General features: G+C 44.6%; 11 protein-coding genes and 1 riboswitch. Of the genes, 9 read left to right on the forward strand and 2 right to left on the reverse strand.

What is annotated here, in order from left to right:
• Positions 1-188 precede the first annotated feature (188 nt).
• A riboswitch (SAM riboswitch) is annotated at positions 189-299 on the reverse strand.
• 566 nt (positions 300-865) lie between these two features.
• The 7 genes from G625_RS0116035 to G625_RS0116070 all read left to right on the forward strand — a co-directional run bounded on the left by G625_RS0116035 (position 866) and on the right by G625_RS0116070 (position 11,854).
• On the forward strand, positions 866-3,568 hold the full coding sequence (locus G625_RS0116035; protein ID WP_029201904.1) for a hypothetical protein: 2,703 nt from the start codon (positions 866-868) through the stop codon (positions 3,566-3,568).
• A gap of 187 nt (positions 3,569-3,755) precedes the next feature.
• Positions 3,756-5,354, forward strand: a complete 1,599-nt coding sequence (locus G625_RS0116045; protein WP_029201905.1) for a helix-turn-helix domain-containing protein — start codon at positions 3,756-3,758, stop codon at positions 5,352-5,354.
• A 154-nt stretch (positions 5,355-5,508) separates the two neighbouring features.
• Complete coding sequence (locus G625_RS0116050) at positions 5,509-6,528, forward strand: homoserine O-succinyltransferase (RefSeq protein ID WP_029201906.1); 1,020 nt, start codon at positions 5,509-5,511, stop codon at positions 6,526-6,528.
• A gap of 58 nt (positions 6,529-6,586) precedes the next feature.
• A complete protein-coding gene (gene pepT / locus G625_RS0116055; protein WP_029201907.1) occupies positions 6,587-7,837 on the forward strand; it encodes a peptidase T in 1,251 nt (416 codons plus the stop codon).
• 1,054 nt (positions 7,838-8,891) lie between these two features.
• The gene (locus G625_RS0116060; RefSeq protein WP_029201908.1) at positions 8,892-10,226 is read left to right on the forward strand and encodes an MATE family efflux transporter; all 1,335 of its coding nucleotides are present in this window, start codon (positions 8,892-8,894) and stop codon (positions 10,224-10,226) included.
• Between the two features lie 73 nt (positions 10,227-10,299).
• The gene (locus tag G625_RS20500) at positions 10,300-10,956 is read left to right on the forward strand and encodes a 5-formyltetrahydrofolate cyclo-ligase (RefSeq protein WP_084152947.1); all 657 of its coding nucleotides are present in this window, start codon (positions 10,300-10,302) and stop codon (positions 10,954-10,956) included.
• A 142-nt stretch (positions 10,957-11,098) separates the two neighbouring features.
• Positions 11,099-11,854: an NAD-dependent protein deacylase gene (locus tag G625_RS0116070; RefSeq protein WP_029201909.1), complete on the forward strand. Its 756-nt coding sequence runs from the start codon at positions 11,099-11,101 to the stop codon at positions 11,852-11,854.
• Positions 11,855-12,023: 169 nt separating this feature from the next.
• Here G625_RS0116070 and G625_RS0116080 read toward each other — a convergent pair whose 3' ends face one another.
• Both G625_RS0116080 and rfbC read right to left on the reverse strand, forming a co-directional pair.
• Positions 12,024-12,998, reverse strand: coding sequence for an RluA family pseudouridine synthase (locus G625_RS0116080; RefSeq protein ID WP_029201910.1), 975 nt, complete (start codon positions 12,996-12,998; stop codon positions 12,024-12,026).
• A 72-nt stretch (positions 12,999-13,070) separates the two neighbouring features.
• A complete protein-coding gene (gene rfbC / locus G625_RS0116085) occupies positions 13,071-13,679 on the reverse strand; it encodes a dTDP-4-dehydrorhamnose 3,5-epimerase (RefSeq protein ID WP_029201911.1) in 609 nt (202 codons plus the stop codon).
• 563 nt (positions 13,680-14,242) lie between these two features.
• Here rfbC and G625_RS0116090 point away from each other — a divergent pair.
• Positions 14,243-14,785: an NADH peroxidase gene (locus G625_RS0116090; RefSeq protein WP_029201912.1), complete on the forward strand. Its 543-nt coding sequence runs from the start codon at positions 14,243-14,245 to the stop codon at positions 14,783-14,785.
• A 5-nt stretch (positions 14,786-14,790) separates the two neighbouring features.
• Positions 14,791-14,922: a hypothetical protein gene (locus G625_RS23205; protein ID WP_256377651.1), complete on the forward strand. Its 132-nt coding sequence runs from the start codon at positions 14,791-14,793 to the stop codon at positions 14,920-14,922.
• Positions 14,923-15,159: the final 237 nt, after the last annotated feature.

A 15,159-nucleotide genomic window follows, 5' to 3' on the forward strand; every position in this document is an offset into this window, starting at 1 on the left:
ATAAATAATTCCTTTCTGACGCATGGCGTCCTGGTGTTTCGAAATACCTGAGATCAGGTTGGAGAAAACTCCTTCTGCTTGATGTATATAAAGGCCGGATGTATGCCGGTTAAAGCACAAGGTACAACCGGACGCATTATGATACAAAAAAAGCCGGTCGAACAATCGACTGGCTTCTAATAAGCATCCTCTTATTGTTCGAAACAAAAAATAGTTCGCTCAGGTTAGCACCTTCCGGTTTTCCCGGGGTTGCTGCGGTTTCATAGCTCCTATGTAGCTCCACCGACTCTGAATAAGTATTCATTTGTACGGCATATTGTAGCATTTCATATCAATTTGTCAACAGTTATATGAGAATACAATGATGCCATACTTGTACTACTATATATTTCTTCGGCATTTGCAGGATATTTATAAACGTTTATAAGTAAAAATGTATCTTGCCAACTCTTCAAAATGTATCTCAGAGGATGATTTGGCGTGAAAATCCTTGATCAGCATGCCGACAGTCAGAGGTGTGGTTCTTTTGCGTGCTGCGATAACATGCAAGTACAGACAAAAAATCCAATACAGACAGGAAGTACACCTAAATGAAGGTGTCAGCCATGGAGTAAGGTATACGGATAATGCGGCTCGTGCATCAGATAACAATCTGCAAAATTTAAGTGATTTTATAAGCGAAAAACCGCATAAAACCTTGGTTTTTTTACGAGGGTCACACTTGTGACCTATATTTTTACCGATAAGTTTTATAATATTATCTTTAATATTTATTGCCCTTTACACTGGTAAGGTATGCACCCTACAGATGTGTCAGGGGCTGTTCGTAATAATCATAAATTGAACAGTTAGGAGGAGACTTAAGTTGAAAAGAAGGAATTTATGTACCACAAAGAAATTGCTGGCGGTGATCATGTCAGCATCCATGATAATGATGAGTACGGCTGTGCCTGCGCTGGCACAGGAAAATGTAGCTGTAGATACTTATGATGATACTGAGGAAGTAGGAAATGAAGAAAACGTTGATAGTGCTGAAAATGAGCAAGGATTTAAAGCAGCTGTAGAAGCTTCATCAAGTGGCGAGGATAAGGAAGCAACTGTCAAAGTATCAAATGATGTGACTTCTAAAACAGAAAACGGTTCTTCCACAGGTGTTAGTGCAGGATCTAATAATGGATCAACTACCACAGTAGAAGTAGGAGGGGATGTCACAAGCTCTGCTGAGAATGGTGATGCAGAGGGCGTTAACGCATCAGCATCTAAGGGATATAACGAAAGTTCAGATACAAAATCCACCACAACCGTGACCGTTGGTGGTGATGTAGCTGCTGAAAGCACACAAAGCAGCACTACCGGAGTTATTGCATATGCAGACGGGGATTCTGAAGCAGCGGTTACTGTTAAGGGCGAGGTTTCTGCAAAAAGTGATAGCGGTAAGTCCACAGGAATAGACACAAGATCAAGTTTATATTCTTCAGCGTATGCAGATAATACCAGCGTAAAGGTTTCGGCAGATAATGTTTATTCCGAAGGAGCTACAGCAACCGGTATTGATTCCGGCACTTTGGGTGGATCGAATTTTGCAAGCAAAGGTAATACAGATATTACTGTTTCCGGCGATGTTGTTGCAAAAGGTGAAGGATCGGGAGGAACAGCAGTCGGTGTCAAATCAGGTACAGGTGCCAAGGGTGATACAGACATCACTGTAGGCGGTGATATCCGTGCTGAAAGTTCAGGAACCGCAACAGGTATAGAGTCCATTACAGATGGGAGCGCTAGTGGAGCCAGCACAAGTATCCATGCAGGCAGTATCTATGCCGATGGTTTAGGAACCGTACAGGGTATCAATATAAGCAACAATCAGGAAGGCAAAACCACAATTACGGTTGATAATGATATAACTGCTGCAGCTTCAGGAGAAAGTGATACTTTAGCTGTGGGAATTGCAGGTTCTAAATTGGGAGAAGGTGATGTTTCTGTCACTGTTGGCGGTGATGTGACAGCCAAAAGCATATTGAAGGAAAGCAGTTCAACTGACAGTCTTTATGAACCACAGGCTTACGCAGAAGCAATCCAAATAGAAGGCAATCAAGGAAAGCTTGAGATCACTGTTGGTGGTAATGTTATACAGGATGGCACTGAAGGTTGGGCTATCGGTGTATCAGATGCAACTGATTTGAGTTACTTCAACTATAACGAAGAAACAGGCCAGCATGAATATGTAGAGAGTTATTCGGCAAATGATAATTCAGATATCGACATCAAAGTGGCCGGTGATGTGGTTGCTTCAGATACTGCTATAGCAATTACCAAAAAGTCGGATAAGAGTACAATGGATTTAGTTGTTGGAGGAACCATTACAGCCGAGGAACATTCTATCGTTGTCGATCCTGATGATAGTACCAATAATCTGAACATAACAGTTTGGAAGGTTGACACCTCTAAAAATAACAATATTGTTGAAAACAAAAGCATAGACGAGACTACCTATAAGGAAACATATACCCGTAATGAGGCTGTTGAAAAGACCATCAACTACATCATCAAGGTAGAGTCAACTACTGTTGATGGAGCATCACTTGCTGTCAACAAGGAAATGGACAGCAACGGTTTCTGGACAGGAAAGGAAGCTGAAAAGGTTTATCTTAAACTGGATATACCTAGTGGTTATGAAGTAGATGATTTCTACAACGGAACAGGGGCAGCTCTTGTAAATGTTGTTAAGGACAGCAGCGGGAATTATTATCTTGAGGTGCCGAGAGGCGGAGGCGTTGATATAGGTGTTAAACTTAAGGCTGCAAGTTCAAATACCGAAAACAACGATACTCCATCCGGCGGCAGCACCGCCCCATCCGGCGACAGCACCACTCCATCCGGCGACAGCACCGCCCCATCCGGCGACAGCACCACTCCATCCGGCGGCAGCGATTCTTCCGTTGACACCCCCTCAGGCGGCAGCGATTCTTCCGTTAAAACCCCCTCAGGCGGCAGCACATATTACAGAGATGATTCATCCTCAGACAGCAGCGATTCCGACGGTGGCTCAGGCAGCACCGGAAGCAGCAGTGCTCCATCAGCTCCGGCTGCTCCGGCAGGATTTGAAGCAAAGTTCAGCGATGTGGCCACAGCGCTGGCTTACCAGGGAATAGATGCTGCAAGCTTCTTCCGTGTAAGCTCTGTGGACTTAATGGGTAATGCTCTCAGCTTAGACATTGGCAGCGTACTTACACCGATTGATAATCTGACAGCTATAAATAACTTCATGGACAGCGGTGCTCCAAGCCTTGGTGCCGATAACATCAAGGGAGCCGGTGTGGTTTCATTCTCTAATGTATTCGCAAACTCAGTTTCCGACACAGTATCTGTACCGGTGGTATCAGATGTTGTCAGCGGATTTACATACACGGTTGCATTCAGTGACGGAACAACCATAAGCGTTCCCTGCGCTATGAACGGCGTCCTGGAGATACCTTTCCTGAAAACAGCGGAAGGTCTGACCTATATAATCTATGGCGTATCCATGGATCCGGGTCTTGCGATGCAGCAGGCTATGCAGCAAACAACCTAGATCAGACTATGATACGATTGTCAGGAGGGTGCGAAGAGGCAGAATTTGCAGGCGGCAAATGCTTTTGGCACTCAAGTGATCATAATTTCATTCAGGAGGAACGGCTTCTACGGAGGCCGTTCCTTTTCTGTTATCTATTATCATTCCTGGCCGATATTTATACCAGACTAATATGCCGGAGAATGCCATGAAGAACCTGAAAACCATGTTCCTTCGTAAAGAGCTTGACTTTACGATGGTGTTTACGATTTATCTTTATATATATACATCCATATCCACAATGACCAACAGGGATTCTGTCGGGTATATAGATAACCATACTCATCTTGTCATGTACTACCTGAACCAGCTTATCTTTGTGGCCGGACTTTTTTTGAATGTTTTTTTCTGGACGAGACTTCCTAAGGATGAGCATAAATCTCTTTACCTTAAGTTTTCGGCTGTAGTTTTCTATCTTGGCAGCTTCGTGCTCATGCTTTACCCAAGTGCCTTCTCTTTTACGGTTATCGCTCCGATAGTGCATCTTTTTCTCGGAATCCTTGGAGGATCAGTGCATTATTTTATTTCTGCCGCACTTATGGGAACAGGTATCCTTGGAAGAGTTATCGCCATTGGCGCAGCCATAACATATCTGCTTCAGTACATCGTTCAGATAGTGGCAGACAACAGTCTGCTTCTTTTGGTTATGATAATATCAGGAGGCATAACACTGATCCCTGTCATAAAAAACTCATGGCAGTGGATCATACTTGAGTGTCTGCCACAGAACAACGTGAAAGATATGGGACAAAACCATACCGCCGAAAAAACCGGAATCAATATCCTGATATCCTTTGTCCTCCTGGCAACAGCGGCTACGTTCCTGCTGTCCTATTGTGACAACTGGCTCATAAACAGTATGCTGAGCAGTCAGCTCCAGGCTGTCAATGCCTACACCTGGCCGCGGCTTTTTGTAATTCCCGGCTATGTCTCTATGGGCATGATCGGTGATCACAAGGAAGGAAGGTTTATGAACGTAAACTTTCTTGCTGTGATCCTCTGGCTCATTATGTGTCCCGTGCTGCTATCGGATATATCGGGAAATAATATTCAGCTCTTTATGGTCATTTTCTATATCGTGGTTGGCTTTTACATGGGATATATATACTATATGTCCTTTTCATTGGCTCCTTATACCGGACGCAACATGATCATCGTCGCAAGTACAGGCAAGATCATTGAAGGTGTTTTTGGGGTTTTTCTGTCTCTTATCCCATGGGGGCTAATGAACACCTGGCACATCATCGCCATCGGTATCATGGCTTCATCAGTCATGACCCTTATTCTCGTCAGGAACTATATCTCCATGAAAGAGCCGTTAGCTAAGACAGAGGAAGACCCTGCGATAAGGGAAGAAGATTTACCGGAAGAGATGCCGATGGGAGGAAAGGCGGAAAAAACAGCAGATACAGATGCAGACAGAGATTCGGATACTGACATAGATGCAGATTCAGAGTTCAGCTTATCTGTCAAAGGTGACAGAGATGGTGACAAGGGTGGGCTTTCTCATATCATTGACAGACTTTCCATGAAATATGGCCTCACTGATCGCGAAAAGGAGGTATTTGCCAAACTCATCTTCACAGAGGATTCAGGACAGGAGATAGCTGACGCTCTCTATATCTCACGCCGTGTTTTTCAGAAGCATGTTGCCTCTATATATGAAAAAACAGGCACAAAAAGCCGGTTGGGGCTGTTTTGGATATATCACAGGGAAACAGTCCGGCAAGAAGCTCCATCACCGTGACTTCTTTCAGCCGCCGCATCCAGCAGTCTGCACATGGCCGGGCTGAGCAGTTACGCTCTGACCGTGGAACCGGCAAATATCACTTCATAAGCTGTTTAAATTCTTGATCATTTTGTGTATACTTAGGTAAATTTCGGACAAAGGAGATGTTCATATGCCGATCAAAGTACAGAATGATTTACCGGCTAAGCATATACTGGAAAGCGAAAACATTTTCGTTATGGATGAAAAGCGTGCCCGGTCTCAGGAGATACGACCTCTTCGTATATGTATCCTGAATCTGATGCCGTTGAAAGAGGATACAGAACTCGATATTCTGAGAGTACTTTCCAATTTTCCCATACAGACGGAAATTACTTTTATGAAGGTGGCAACCCATGAGTCAAAGCATACGGATGCTTCCCACCTTAACAAATTCTATATAACACTGGAACAGATCAGGGATGAATACTTTGACGGTCTCATCATTACGGGAGCGCCGGTGGAGAAGATGCCTTTCGAGGAGGTTGAGTACTGGGATGAGCTTAAAGAGATCATGGACTGGTCTCTCACACATGTATTCTCTACCTTCCACATCTGCTGGGCTGCGCAGGCAGGTCTTTACTATCATTACGGGATTGAAAAGGTATTGCTTCCTAAGAAGCTCTCAGGCATTTACCGTCAGAAGGTTCTTCACCGCAAGAAGATGATCATGAGGGGGATGGATGACTATTTCTATGTTCCCATTTCCAGATACACAGGTATAGATGAGGATGCGGTTCGAAACAATCCGGAGCTGTATGTGGTGGCTGATTCTGTAGATCCTGAGGAAGGCGGCATTTACATGGTTCTGGCCTGCTCCAGCAGACAGATATTCATCACGGGACATTCTGAATATGATAAGTACGATCTGGATAAAGAGTATAAGAGAGATTTGGCAAAGGGTCTGAATCCGGACATTCCTGTTAACTATTATAAGAATGATGACCCCTCTCAGGAACCTGTTCTCAGCTGGAGGTCCACTTCAAACTGCACCTATACCAACTGGCTCAATTTCGTTTATCAGGAGACACCTTATGATCTTACGGAGCTTAAGCCGGTTAAATGTGACAGCTATGTTGCGGTGGGTAATCACTTCAGTGAGAGGGATACGACCCTGACCTTTAAAATGGAAGGGGATCTGAGATATAATTGAGATTCCCGGGTCATTCAGGAAACCTACACATAAGAAGTACGATCAGAAAGGTAAATCAGTGGACGTTTTAGAAAGATTTATTGAATATGCAAAGATAGACACACAGTCAAGTGAGACCACCGGTACTCACCCATCGACAGAGAAACAGTTCGATCTTGCTAGACTTCTGGTTAAGCAGATGGAAGAGATGGGAATCAGAGATGTTCGTCTCAGTGACAAATGCTATGTATACGGAAGGATTCCCTCAAATTTAAGTGAGGAGGATAATGCTGTAACCCCGAGGCTTGGTTTTATCGCTCATATGGATACATCACCTGCGGCGAGCGACACAGGCGTAAATCCCCGTGAGATAAAAAACTATCAGGGCGGAGACATCGTCCTGAATGTTGAGAAGAAGGTAGTTCTGTCGCCGAAGACATTCCCGAAGCTTAACACTATGATCGGCGCAGACCTTTTGGTGACCGACGGTACCACGCTTCTCGGTGCGGATGACAAGGCGGGAGATGCCGAGATCATGGCCATGGCAGAGTACCTCCTTACTCATCCTGAAGTAAAGCATGGCGAGATTCTGCTCGGCTTCACACCGGATGAGGAAATCGGAGAAGGTGCGGATTTTTTTGATGTGGCAGACTTCAGCGCAGAGGTTGCATTCACTGTTGATGGCGGAACACTCGGCGAGATCGAGTATGAGAATTTCAATGCTGCATCCGGCAAGGTTGAGATCACAGGTGTTAATGTTCATCCCGGCGATGCAAAGGACAAGATGATCAATGCGGCGCTTGTAGCTATGGAGTTCAATGCATTACTCCCCGAGGACCAGCGGCCGGCTACTACAGAGGGCTACGAAGGTTTCTTCCATCTCACAGGTATCGAGGGTGATGAAGTTCTGACAAAGATGAGCTATATCATCAGAGATCATGATAAGGTGAAGTTTGAGGAGAAGAAGAAACTTTTCCAAAGTGTTGCAGACAGGCTCAATGAGAAGTACAAGGATACAGCGGCGCATGTAGAGGTGGTTCTTAAAGATCAGTACTACAACATGCGTGAAAAGATCGAGTCGGACAATATGTATCTCATCAGCGCAGCGGAAGAAGCATTCAGAAAAGCAGGAGTTGAGCCTGTGACAAAGCCTATCCGCGGAGGCACAGACGGAGCGAGACTCAGCTTTATGGGACTGCCTTGTCCGAACCTTTCAACCGGCGGTGAGAACTACCACGGAATTTATGAGTATCTCAATATCAATTCCATGAGGAAGATGGTGGAGGTGCTCATTAATCTGGCAACGGATATGGTGGGGAAAAAGAAATAAACGGCAAATGAAGCCATGGGGGACGGCTCTCTTCGGAGAGAACCGTCCCCCATGGCACTATAAATGCAATGTAAAAGGACCCTCACATTAAGGGCCCTTTTAATATTAAAATTTAACAAGTTTCTTAATCAATATTCTATTTTTCGGCTAACTAATACAACGGAGTATTCTCCTTTCATTGTATTAGGTATGATAGCTTACTTCGACAAAGCTTTGTGCTATGTCTGCTTCTATACCCGGTAACAAATAGATTTGTAAGACCAATCGTTAACTTTTTAATATGTTCCGAAGATGATTTCCACGTTTCAAGAAGGTTAAATAATAGGAGAAACACTCCTCAGCTGAATAACATGACCACTTGACGTGCTGTTATCATAATCTCTATACTACCTTACCTGAAGTCCGAGGATATCATCCAATAACTGTGCTGGCGTCATCGTTTTCATACCTCTGCTTTCTACAGTTTTCTGAAGTGATGTTTTTTATGATCTCGACGGATCATCATCGCTTTTGTTAACCTCGATCACCCTTTCTCGTCAGGTGATGTGTTAACTCGTTCTTTATTGTGATTTAATGTTAACATGTGGAAGTGATTTTGTAAATATCAAAAAGTAAGAAAAATATTTTTATTTTGTAAGATTTCACCGATTTTGTAAGTTTTTGTTGGAACGGACTTTGAGTCAGTATCACTCGTCTTAAGGAAATGGAGTTTGATGAAGAGGTAAAAAAGATTAAAACCAATATCTATTCATGTTTAAAAGGATGTGCAATGTGGAGACATTGGCATCCTTTTTCCATACTGAAATGATATAAAATATTCAGAAGGTGATAATGTCCGGAGAGAAGCATTCGTTTATTTCATAGCTGTTGCACCGGGAAGACAGAATATTATAAAATGGTGTAAGTAAGGGTCAAATGAACCAAATCATGCGTTTGTGCAAGGATTTAAGACTTTATGACCCGCCCGGGCGATTATTAAAACAGATATATATTCAGCCGGAAACCCCATGACCTTCAGGTCGTGGGATGAATGGTGTTACATAGAAAACGAAGTATGAGATCACGTATTCATTTATCAGAGCATTTTACATATGGTAAGCTGCTGCGGTTTACATTGCCATCCATTGCCATGAATATATTTGCCTCGCTGTATATCATTGCAGACGGATATTTTGTTGCCAATTATGTTGGTAAGACAGAATTTGCTGCTGTAAACCTTATCATGCCGGTACTGAATATATTGGGAACCATCGGTTATATGTTCGGTGTCGGAGGCAGTGCTTTGATCGCAAAGACCCTGGGGGAACAGAAAAAAGAACGGGCTAACCGTCTCTTTTCTCTGATAGTGATGGTATCTTCCTGTCTTGGCTTTTTTCTGCTTGTGGTGGGCTTTATATTTATGCCCCGTATCACTGCGATGCTGGGTGCTGAAGGGAAGCTTTTCGAAGACAGCATACTTTACGGACGGATATTTATCCTGGCTCTGCCTGCATGGATATGGGTGTATGAGTTCCAGCTGTTCTTTGTGACTGCTGAAAAACCGGGACTGGGTCTTGCCGTTACAGTATGTGCGGGATTTAGCAATATTGCCCTGGATGCTCTGTTTATAATCGGTTTCCGCTGGGGACTGGCCGGTGCTGCTGCGGCCTCAGCATTAACACAGGTAGTAGGGGGTGTATTCCCGCTTATCTACTTTGCGCGGAAAAACAACAGCCTGCTGAGACTTGTTAAACCTGAATGGAATGGCAGGGCGGTTTTTAAATGCTGCACAAACGGCTCTTCGGAATTTATGGCGGAAGCCGCAGCATCATTAGTGGGGATCATTTACAATGTTCAGCTTCTTAAGTATGCAGGTGAGGGCGGAGTTGTGATTTACGGTATCCTGATGTATGTAAGCCTGATCTTTACCGCCATGTTTGTGGGCTACTCCAATGGAGTAGGACCTGTTTTCGGCTATCATTACGGCGCTCAGAATCACGGAGAACTAAAAAACCTGTTGAAAAGAAGTCTTTTGATCATCGGCCTTACATCTGTTCTGATGTTTATTCTTTCGGAATTGATTGCATATCCATTTTCAGTATTATTTCTGCAGGGTTCGGAGGAGCTGCTGCCGGAAGCCTTGCATGCTTTCAGGATCTTCTCCGTTGCATACCTTTTCACGGGAATTGCTGTTTTCGGATCGGCTTTCTTTACTGCCCTGAATAACGGACAGATATCGGCATTGATATCCTTTCTAAGGACGTTTGTGTTCGAGCTAGGAGCGATTCTCATGCTTCCGTTGCTGCTCGGAGTGGACGGTATATGGTGTTCCACTTTGTTTGCTGAGCTGATAGCTGCTGTAACCGGCGGCATCTTTATGGTGGCTTTGAGGAAGAAATATCATTATTAGAGTAATTGCAAGTAGTGCTGCCTGAGCACAGTTTTGACAGTTAAGAACCTTCCATGGTGGGAATGTGTAAATTATGGACAAAAAAGAGCTGCGGACGATGATCCGCGAAAAAAGAAAAAATCTTACAACAGACTATAAGGACAGAGCCAATGCTGAGATTGCCACAAGGTTTCTGCTCTATCCTGTATTTCAGCAGGTGGATTCGATTTTCTGCTATGTGAATACACCGGATGAACCTGATACGAGAGCCATCATTGAGACCGCATTTCAGATGGGAAAGATGGTGACGGTGCCGAGGTGTAAGCCGGGACCGGAGCATGTCATGGAGGCGGTTCAGATTCAGAGCTTTGATGATCTGGAGCCGGGAACCATGGGCATCCTTGAGCCGAAAGAAGGGCTTCCGGTCATAGACGGGTACAAGATAGCGCTGGCTGTCGTTCCCTGCATTTCTGCCGACAGATGGGGCGGCAGACTGGGGCATGGAGCGGGATACTATGACAAATGGCTTCACGGACTCGATATCTACAAGTACTGCCTGTGCTTTGAAGAATTGCTTTCGGAGAGAGTTCCCATGGAGCAGAATGACATTAAGATGGACCGTGTATTTACAGAGGATAAGATTTATAATCCGAGGGTTCAGAGCGAGGATACTCTGGGGGAGATAAAAAGGGATGCTGTGAAAAGCGGACTGACAGAGATCCTGAAAAGTCTGTTTCCATGGAAGAAGTGATGCTGAGTGTTTGCATAAAGACATTTCAGTGAAGGATTTAAAATAGTATTCCTGGGAAGATTCGATTTTTTGCAGATGTATTTCTGCATTTTGGGATAGAGATTTAAATAAGAGTTAATAATAATTATTGAAGGAGGGCATGATGGACGAGCAAAAAATCAAGAGACTCAAAGAAATGATAGACGATTCAAAGTATATCGTTTTCTTCGGAGGCGCGGGAGTGTCAACGGAAAGCGGTGTTCCGGATTTCAGAAGTAAGGACGGGCTTTATAATCAGCATGATGTCCAGTTCGAGAAGTATCATCCTGAGTATCTTCTCAGCCACAGCTGTCTTGTGAATGAACCGAAGGTTTATTATGAGTTCCACAGGCAGAAGATGGATACGAGAAAGATCGAGCCGAATTTCGCTCACAAGTATCTTGCGGAGCTGGAGAAGAAAGGGAAGCTGAAGGCTGTGGTGACCCAGAACATTGACGGGCTCCATCAAAAGGCCGGAAGCAAGGAGGTCTACGAGATCCACGGAAGCGCCCTCAGGAACTACTGCATGCATTGCGGCAAGACTTACCCGGTGGACTATGTCTTTGATTCCACTGAGCCAATTCCTCATTGCGAATGCGGAGGCATTATCCGTCCGGATATCACACTTTACGAAGAGAGCCTTCCTGAGATTGCTGTGAGAAAGTCTGTTAATGCCATCGCCGAGGCTGACATGCTCATAATCGGAGGAACCTCTCTCACGGTGTATCCGGCGGCTTCCTATATAAACTACTTTGAAGGAAAGTATCTGGTGATCATTAACCGTGACGCGCTTAAAGTCAGATCCGGGAATCAGGAGGTCTTGATGATAAATGACAGCATAGGAGAAGTGTTTAAAAGACTGTCAGAATTGGAGAAATGATCAGATCCTGTATAGGCTCCGGAAAGGAAAAGAGCCGGAGGGCAACTGTCAATTACACTTCGGGAATAGTTGTCCTTCGGCTTCTGTGATGGACCACCAACCCCGTCCCACTGGCCCATCGACTGAACTATTACAGATTAAGACAACAGGTTTTTTGCTGAAAAGTAAATCAGTTGAATTCCGGAAACAAAGCCTGCATGTCTTCCGGTAATGCCGCGGTGAAGCTCATGGGCTCGCCACTTATCGGGTGCTTGAAACTCAGCTTCCGGGAGTGGAGAGCCTGTCTTTTTATGTAGCGGTAATCCGGGTTATAGAGGAAATCTCCTATCAAGGGATGCCCGATGTGCTTCATATGAACTCTTATCTGGTGTGTTCGCCCTGTTTCGAGCTTCAGGGCAATGAGGCTCAGATCCTTTTCGCTGTCGTAGAGGAGAGGCTTCACGTGAGTTGTGGCGGGGTCTCCGGTGGCGAAATCTACGACACGTTCGATAACTGAGGCTTCCTTCCTTGCGATGGGAGCCGATATGGTCATATCATAGCCTTCATGAGCTGAAGGGTAATGCTTAAGGCAGTCCCTTACGTCGCCCTGACAGATGGCGATATACTGACGGTGGATGGAACGCTCCCTTACAAAATCCCCGAGTCTTGCCGCAGAAAGCATATTTTTTGCTGAAATGAGGAGTCCGCTGGTGTCCTTGTCAAGCCGGTTAATGATGCGGTTAACGTAGGTGTCGAGGTTAAGGACATGGTGAGTGTAGAAGCAGAGAGCATTGGCAAGAGTGTCATCGTAGTGCCCCATGGAAGGATGGATGGGCATGCCGGCGGATTTGTCGATGACCAGAAGGTCCTCATCCTCATAGACGATGGAAAGAGGAAGCTCTGTTTCTACTACATTCTCTCCGGATTCCGTTTCCAATATATTGCAGGTGAGTTCGTCACCTTCATGAAGCATGGCTTTGAGCCAGGCCTTATCATAATTAAGCAAAAGCCCCGGAACATCCGAAGGAATCAGTTCTGTTCCGGTGTTTCGAAGATGATATATAACTGATCTTGAATATCCCATGGAATGAAGAAAAGCCTCTACGGTCTTGCCGTGGAAGCTTTTCGGGATTGTATAAGTTAGTACTCTTAGATTTTTTGACATATGATTTCTTTGCAGGTTGATGAAGTAAGTAATACTTGGTTACTGCCCAGGCATCAACTCCTGCAGATCTGCTTAGACATTGAACTTAAAGGTGTCCTTGAGACCAAGCCACTTCTGATCCTTGTCTGAAAGGTTCAGGGCTGTTCCGTCGTCCATGGCATAGCCTTCGGCAGAAGCATTACCCTTGTACTCACCTGTGAGATGAGGCCACTGAATGTTTATCTCGGGATCGTTCCAGGCAAGGCCGCCCTCGTCTCCGGGATGATAGAAATCGGTAACCTTATAGCAGAACTCGGCAACATCGGAAAGAACCAGGAAGCCGTGAGCGAAGCCTTCTGAAATGTAGAACTGCTTCTTGTTTTCCTCTGTAAGCTCAACTCCGAAATACTGACCGTAGGTTTTGGAACTCTGACGGAGGTCTACTGCAACATCATATACTGAACCCTTGATGACGCGAACAAGCTTGCCCTGAGGGAACTGCTTCTGGAAGTGAAGTCCGCGAAGAACGCCCTTGGTGGACATGGACTGGTTGTCCTGAACGAAAACCATGTCGAGACCTGCTTCATGCATGTCGTTCTGATTATATGTTTCTACAAAGTATCCGCGGCTGTCGCCATGAACGGTTGGCTCGATTACATAAAGGCCTTCGATAGGTGCTTTGGTAACTTTAATCTGTCCCATTTCAACTCCTTGATTTTTATGAAATAAGTATAATTATGGTCGTTCCTGAATGCCTGAAGGATAATGTTCAGAACCGGCTTTTTACACCGGGCATCAGTCAGTTGAGCCCATAAACGCTCATATATTATAAGTCGGTTAATGAAAAAAATCCACCCAAGAAAACATCAATCAACGAAGCCTATAGAAAACCGTCAATCAATCAAGCCTATAGAAAACATCAATCAGCCAAGCCCCACATCCAGTGCCATCATAAGTATGAATCCCATAGCAAAAGCGATGGTTCCTATGTTTGAATGCTCACCTTGATAGTTTATAAAGGGCATTTCTGTCCACGATATTTCTATGAACCTGTCTGAATCAACAGTGAAAAAGCGAATAGATACAGTATAGTTTTAGTTAGGCAAAACAAACATCTTTGGCTAAAAAAATAATGAAAGATATTTTCACTATATCATTGACTAATCTATTAAATATGGGTAGAGTGTTATTAATTGAAAACGATTATTACATCAGTTTCCGAGGACACCGGAAACGATGAACTAAAGAAAAGGAGAGTACGAAAAATGAAGACATGGGTTTGTTCAGTATGCGGATATGTTTACGAGGGTGAGACACCTCCTGAGAAGTGCCCTACATGTGGAGTTCCTGCATCAAAGTTCGTTGAGCAGGCAGGAGAAATGACATGGGCAGCAGAGCATGTTATCGGTGTAGCGGCTGATGCTCCGGAAGATATCAAGGCAGACCTTCGCGCTAATTTTGAAGGTGAGTGCACAGAGGTTGGAATGTATCTTGCTATGTCAAGAGCAGCCTTCCGTGAGGGTTATCCTGAGATCGGTGAGTACTACAGGACAGCAGCATTTGAAGAGGCAGAGCATGCAGCTAAGTTTGCAGAGCTTCTCGGCGAGTGCGTATCAGCATCTTCAAAGGAGAATCTTACAGTTCGTGTAAAGGCTGAGAATGGCGCTACCATGGGCAAGACAGATCTTGCCAAGAGAGCAAAGGCTCTTAATCTTGATGCAATCCATGATACAGTGCATGAAATGGCTCGCGACGAGGCAAGACACGGCAAGGCATTTGCAGGTCTCCTGAAGAGATACTTCGGATAATGCATATGGAGAAGGATAAAGATTTTAACAATAAGCTTTTGGCATTTACATTCTTTTATGCTGTCGTTATATATGTATTCTGCCTGGGATTTTACTTCTGGGACAAGCATATAAATTACAAAGAAATCAGCGGATAATTGGGGGTCTGTTGATTTCTTAGATACAAATGAAGATTGTAAACCTAAGCTGAATGAAGAGGGAACGGAGTGATCTGTTTCCTCTTTTTTGTTGTAGGTCGAGACCACGTGCCGCGCGCTGCTTCAAGTTTTGCCGGCAGCAAAACGATCAAGCGCGTGGCACACAAAACCACCCGCTATGCGGGTGGGTGTTCAAGTTATACAAAATCACCGTATCCTCACTATAATAGTAGTGCT

The organism is Oribacterium sp. NK2B42, assembly GCF_000424445.1.
Lineage (GTDB): Bacteria > Bacillota > Clostridia > Lachnospirales > Lachnospiraceae > Oribacterium.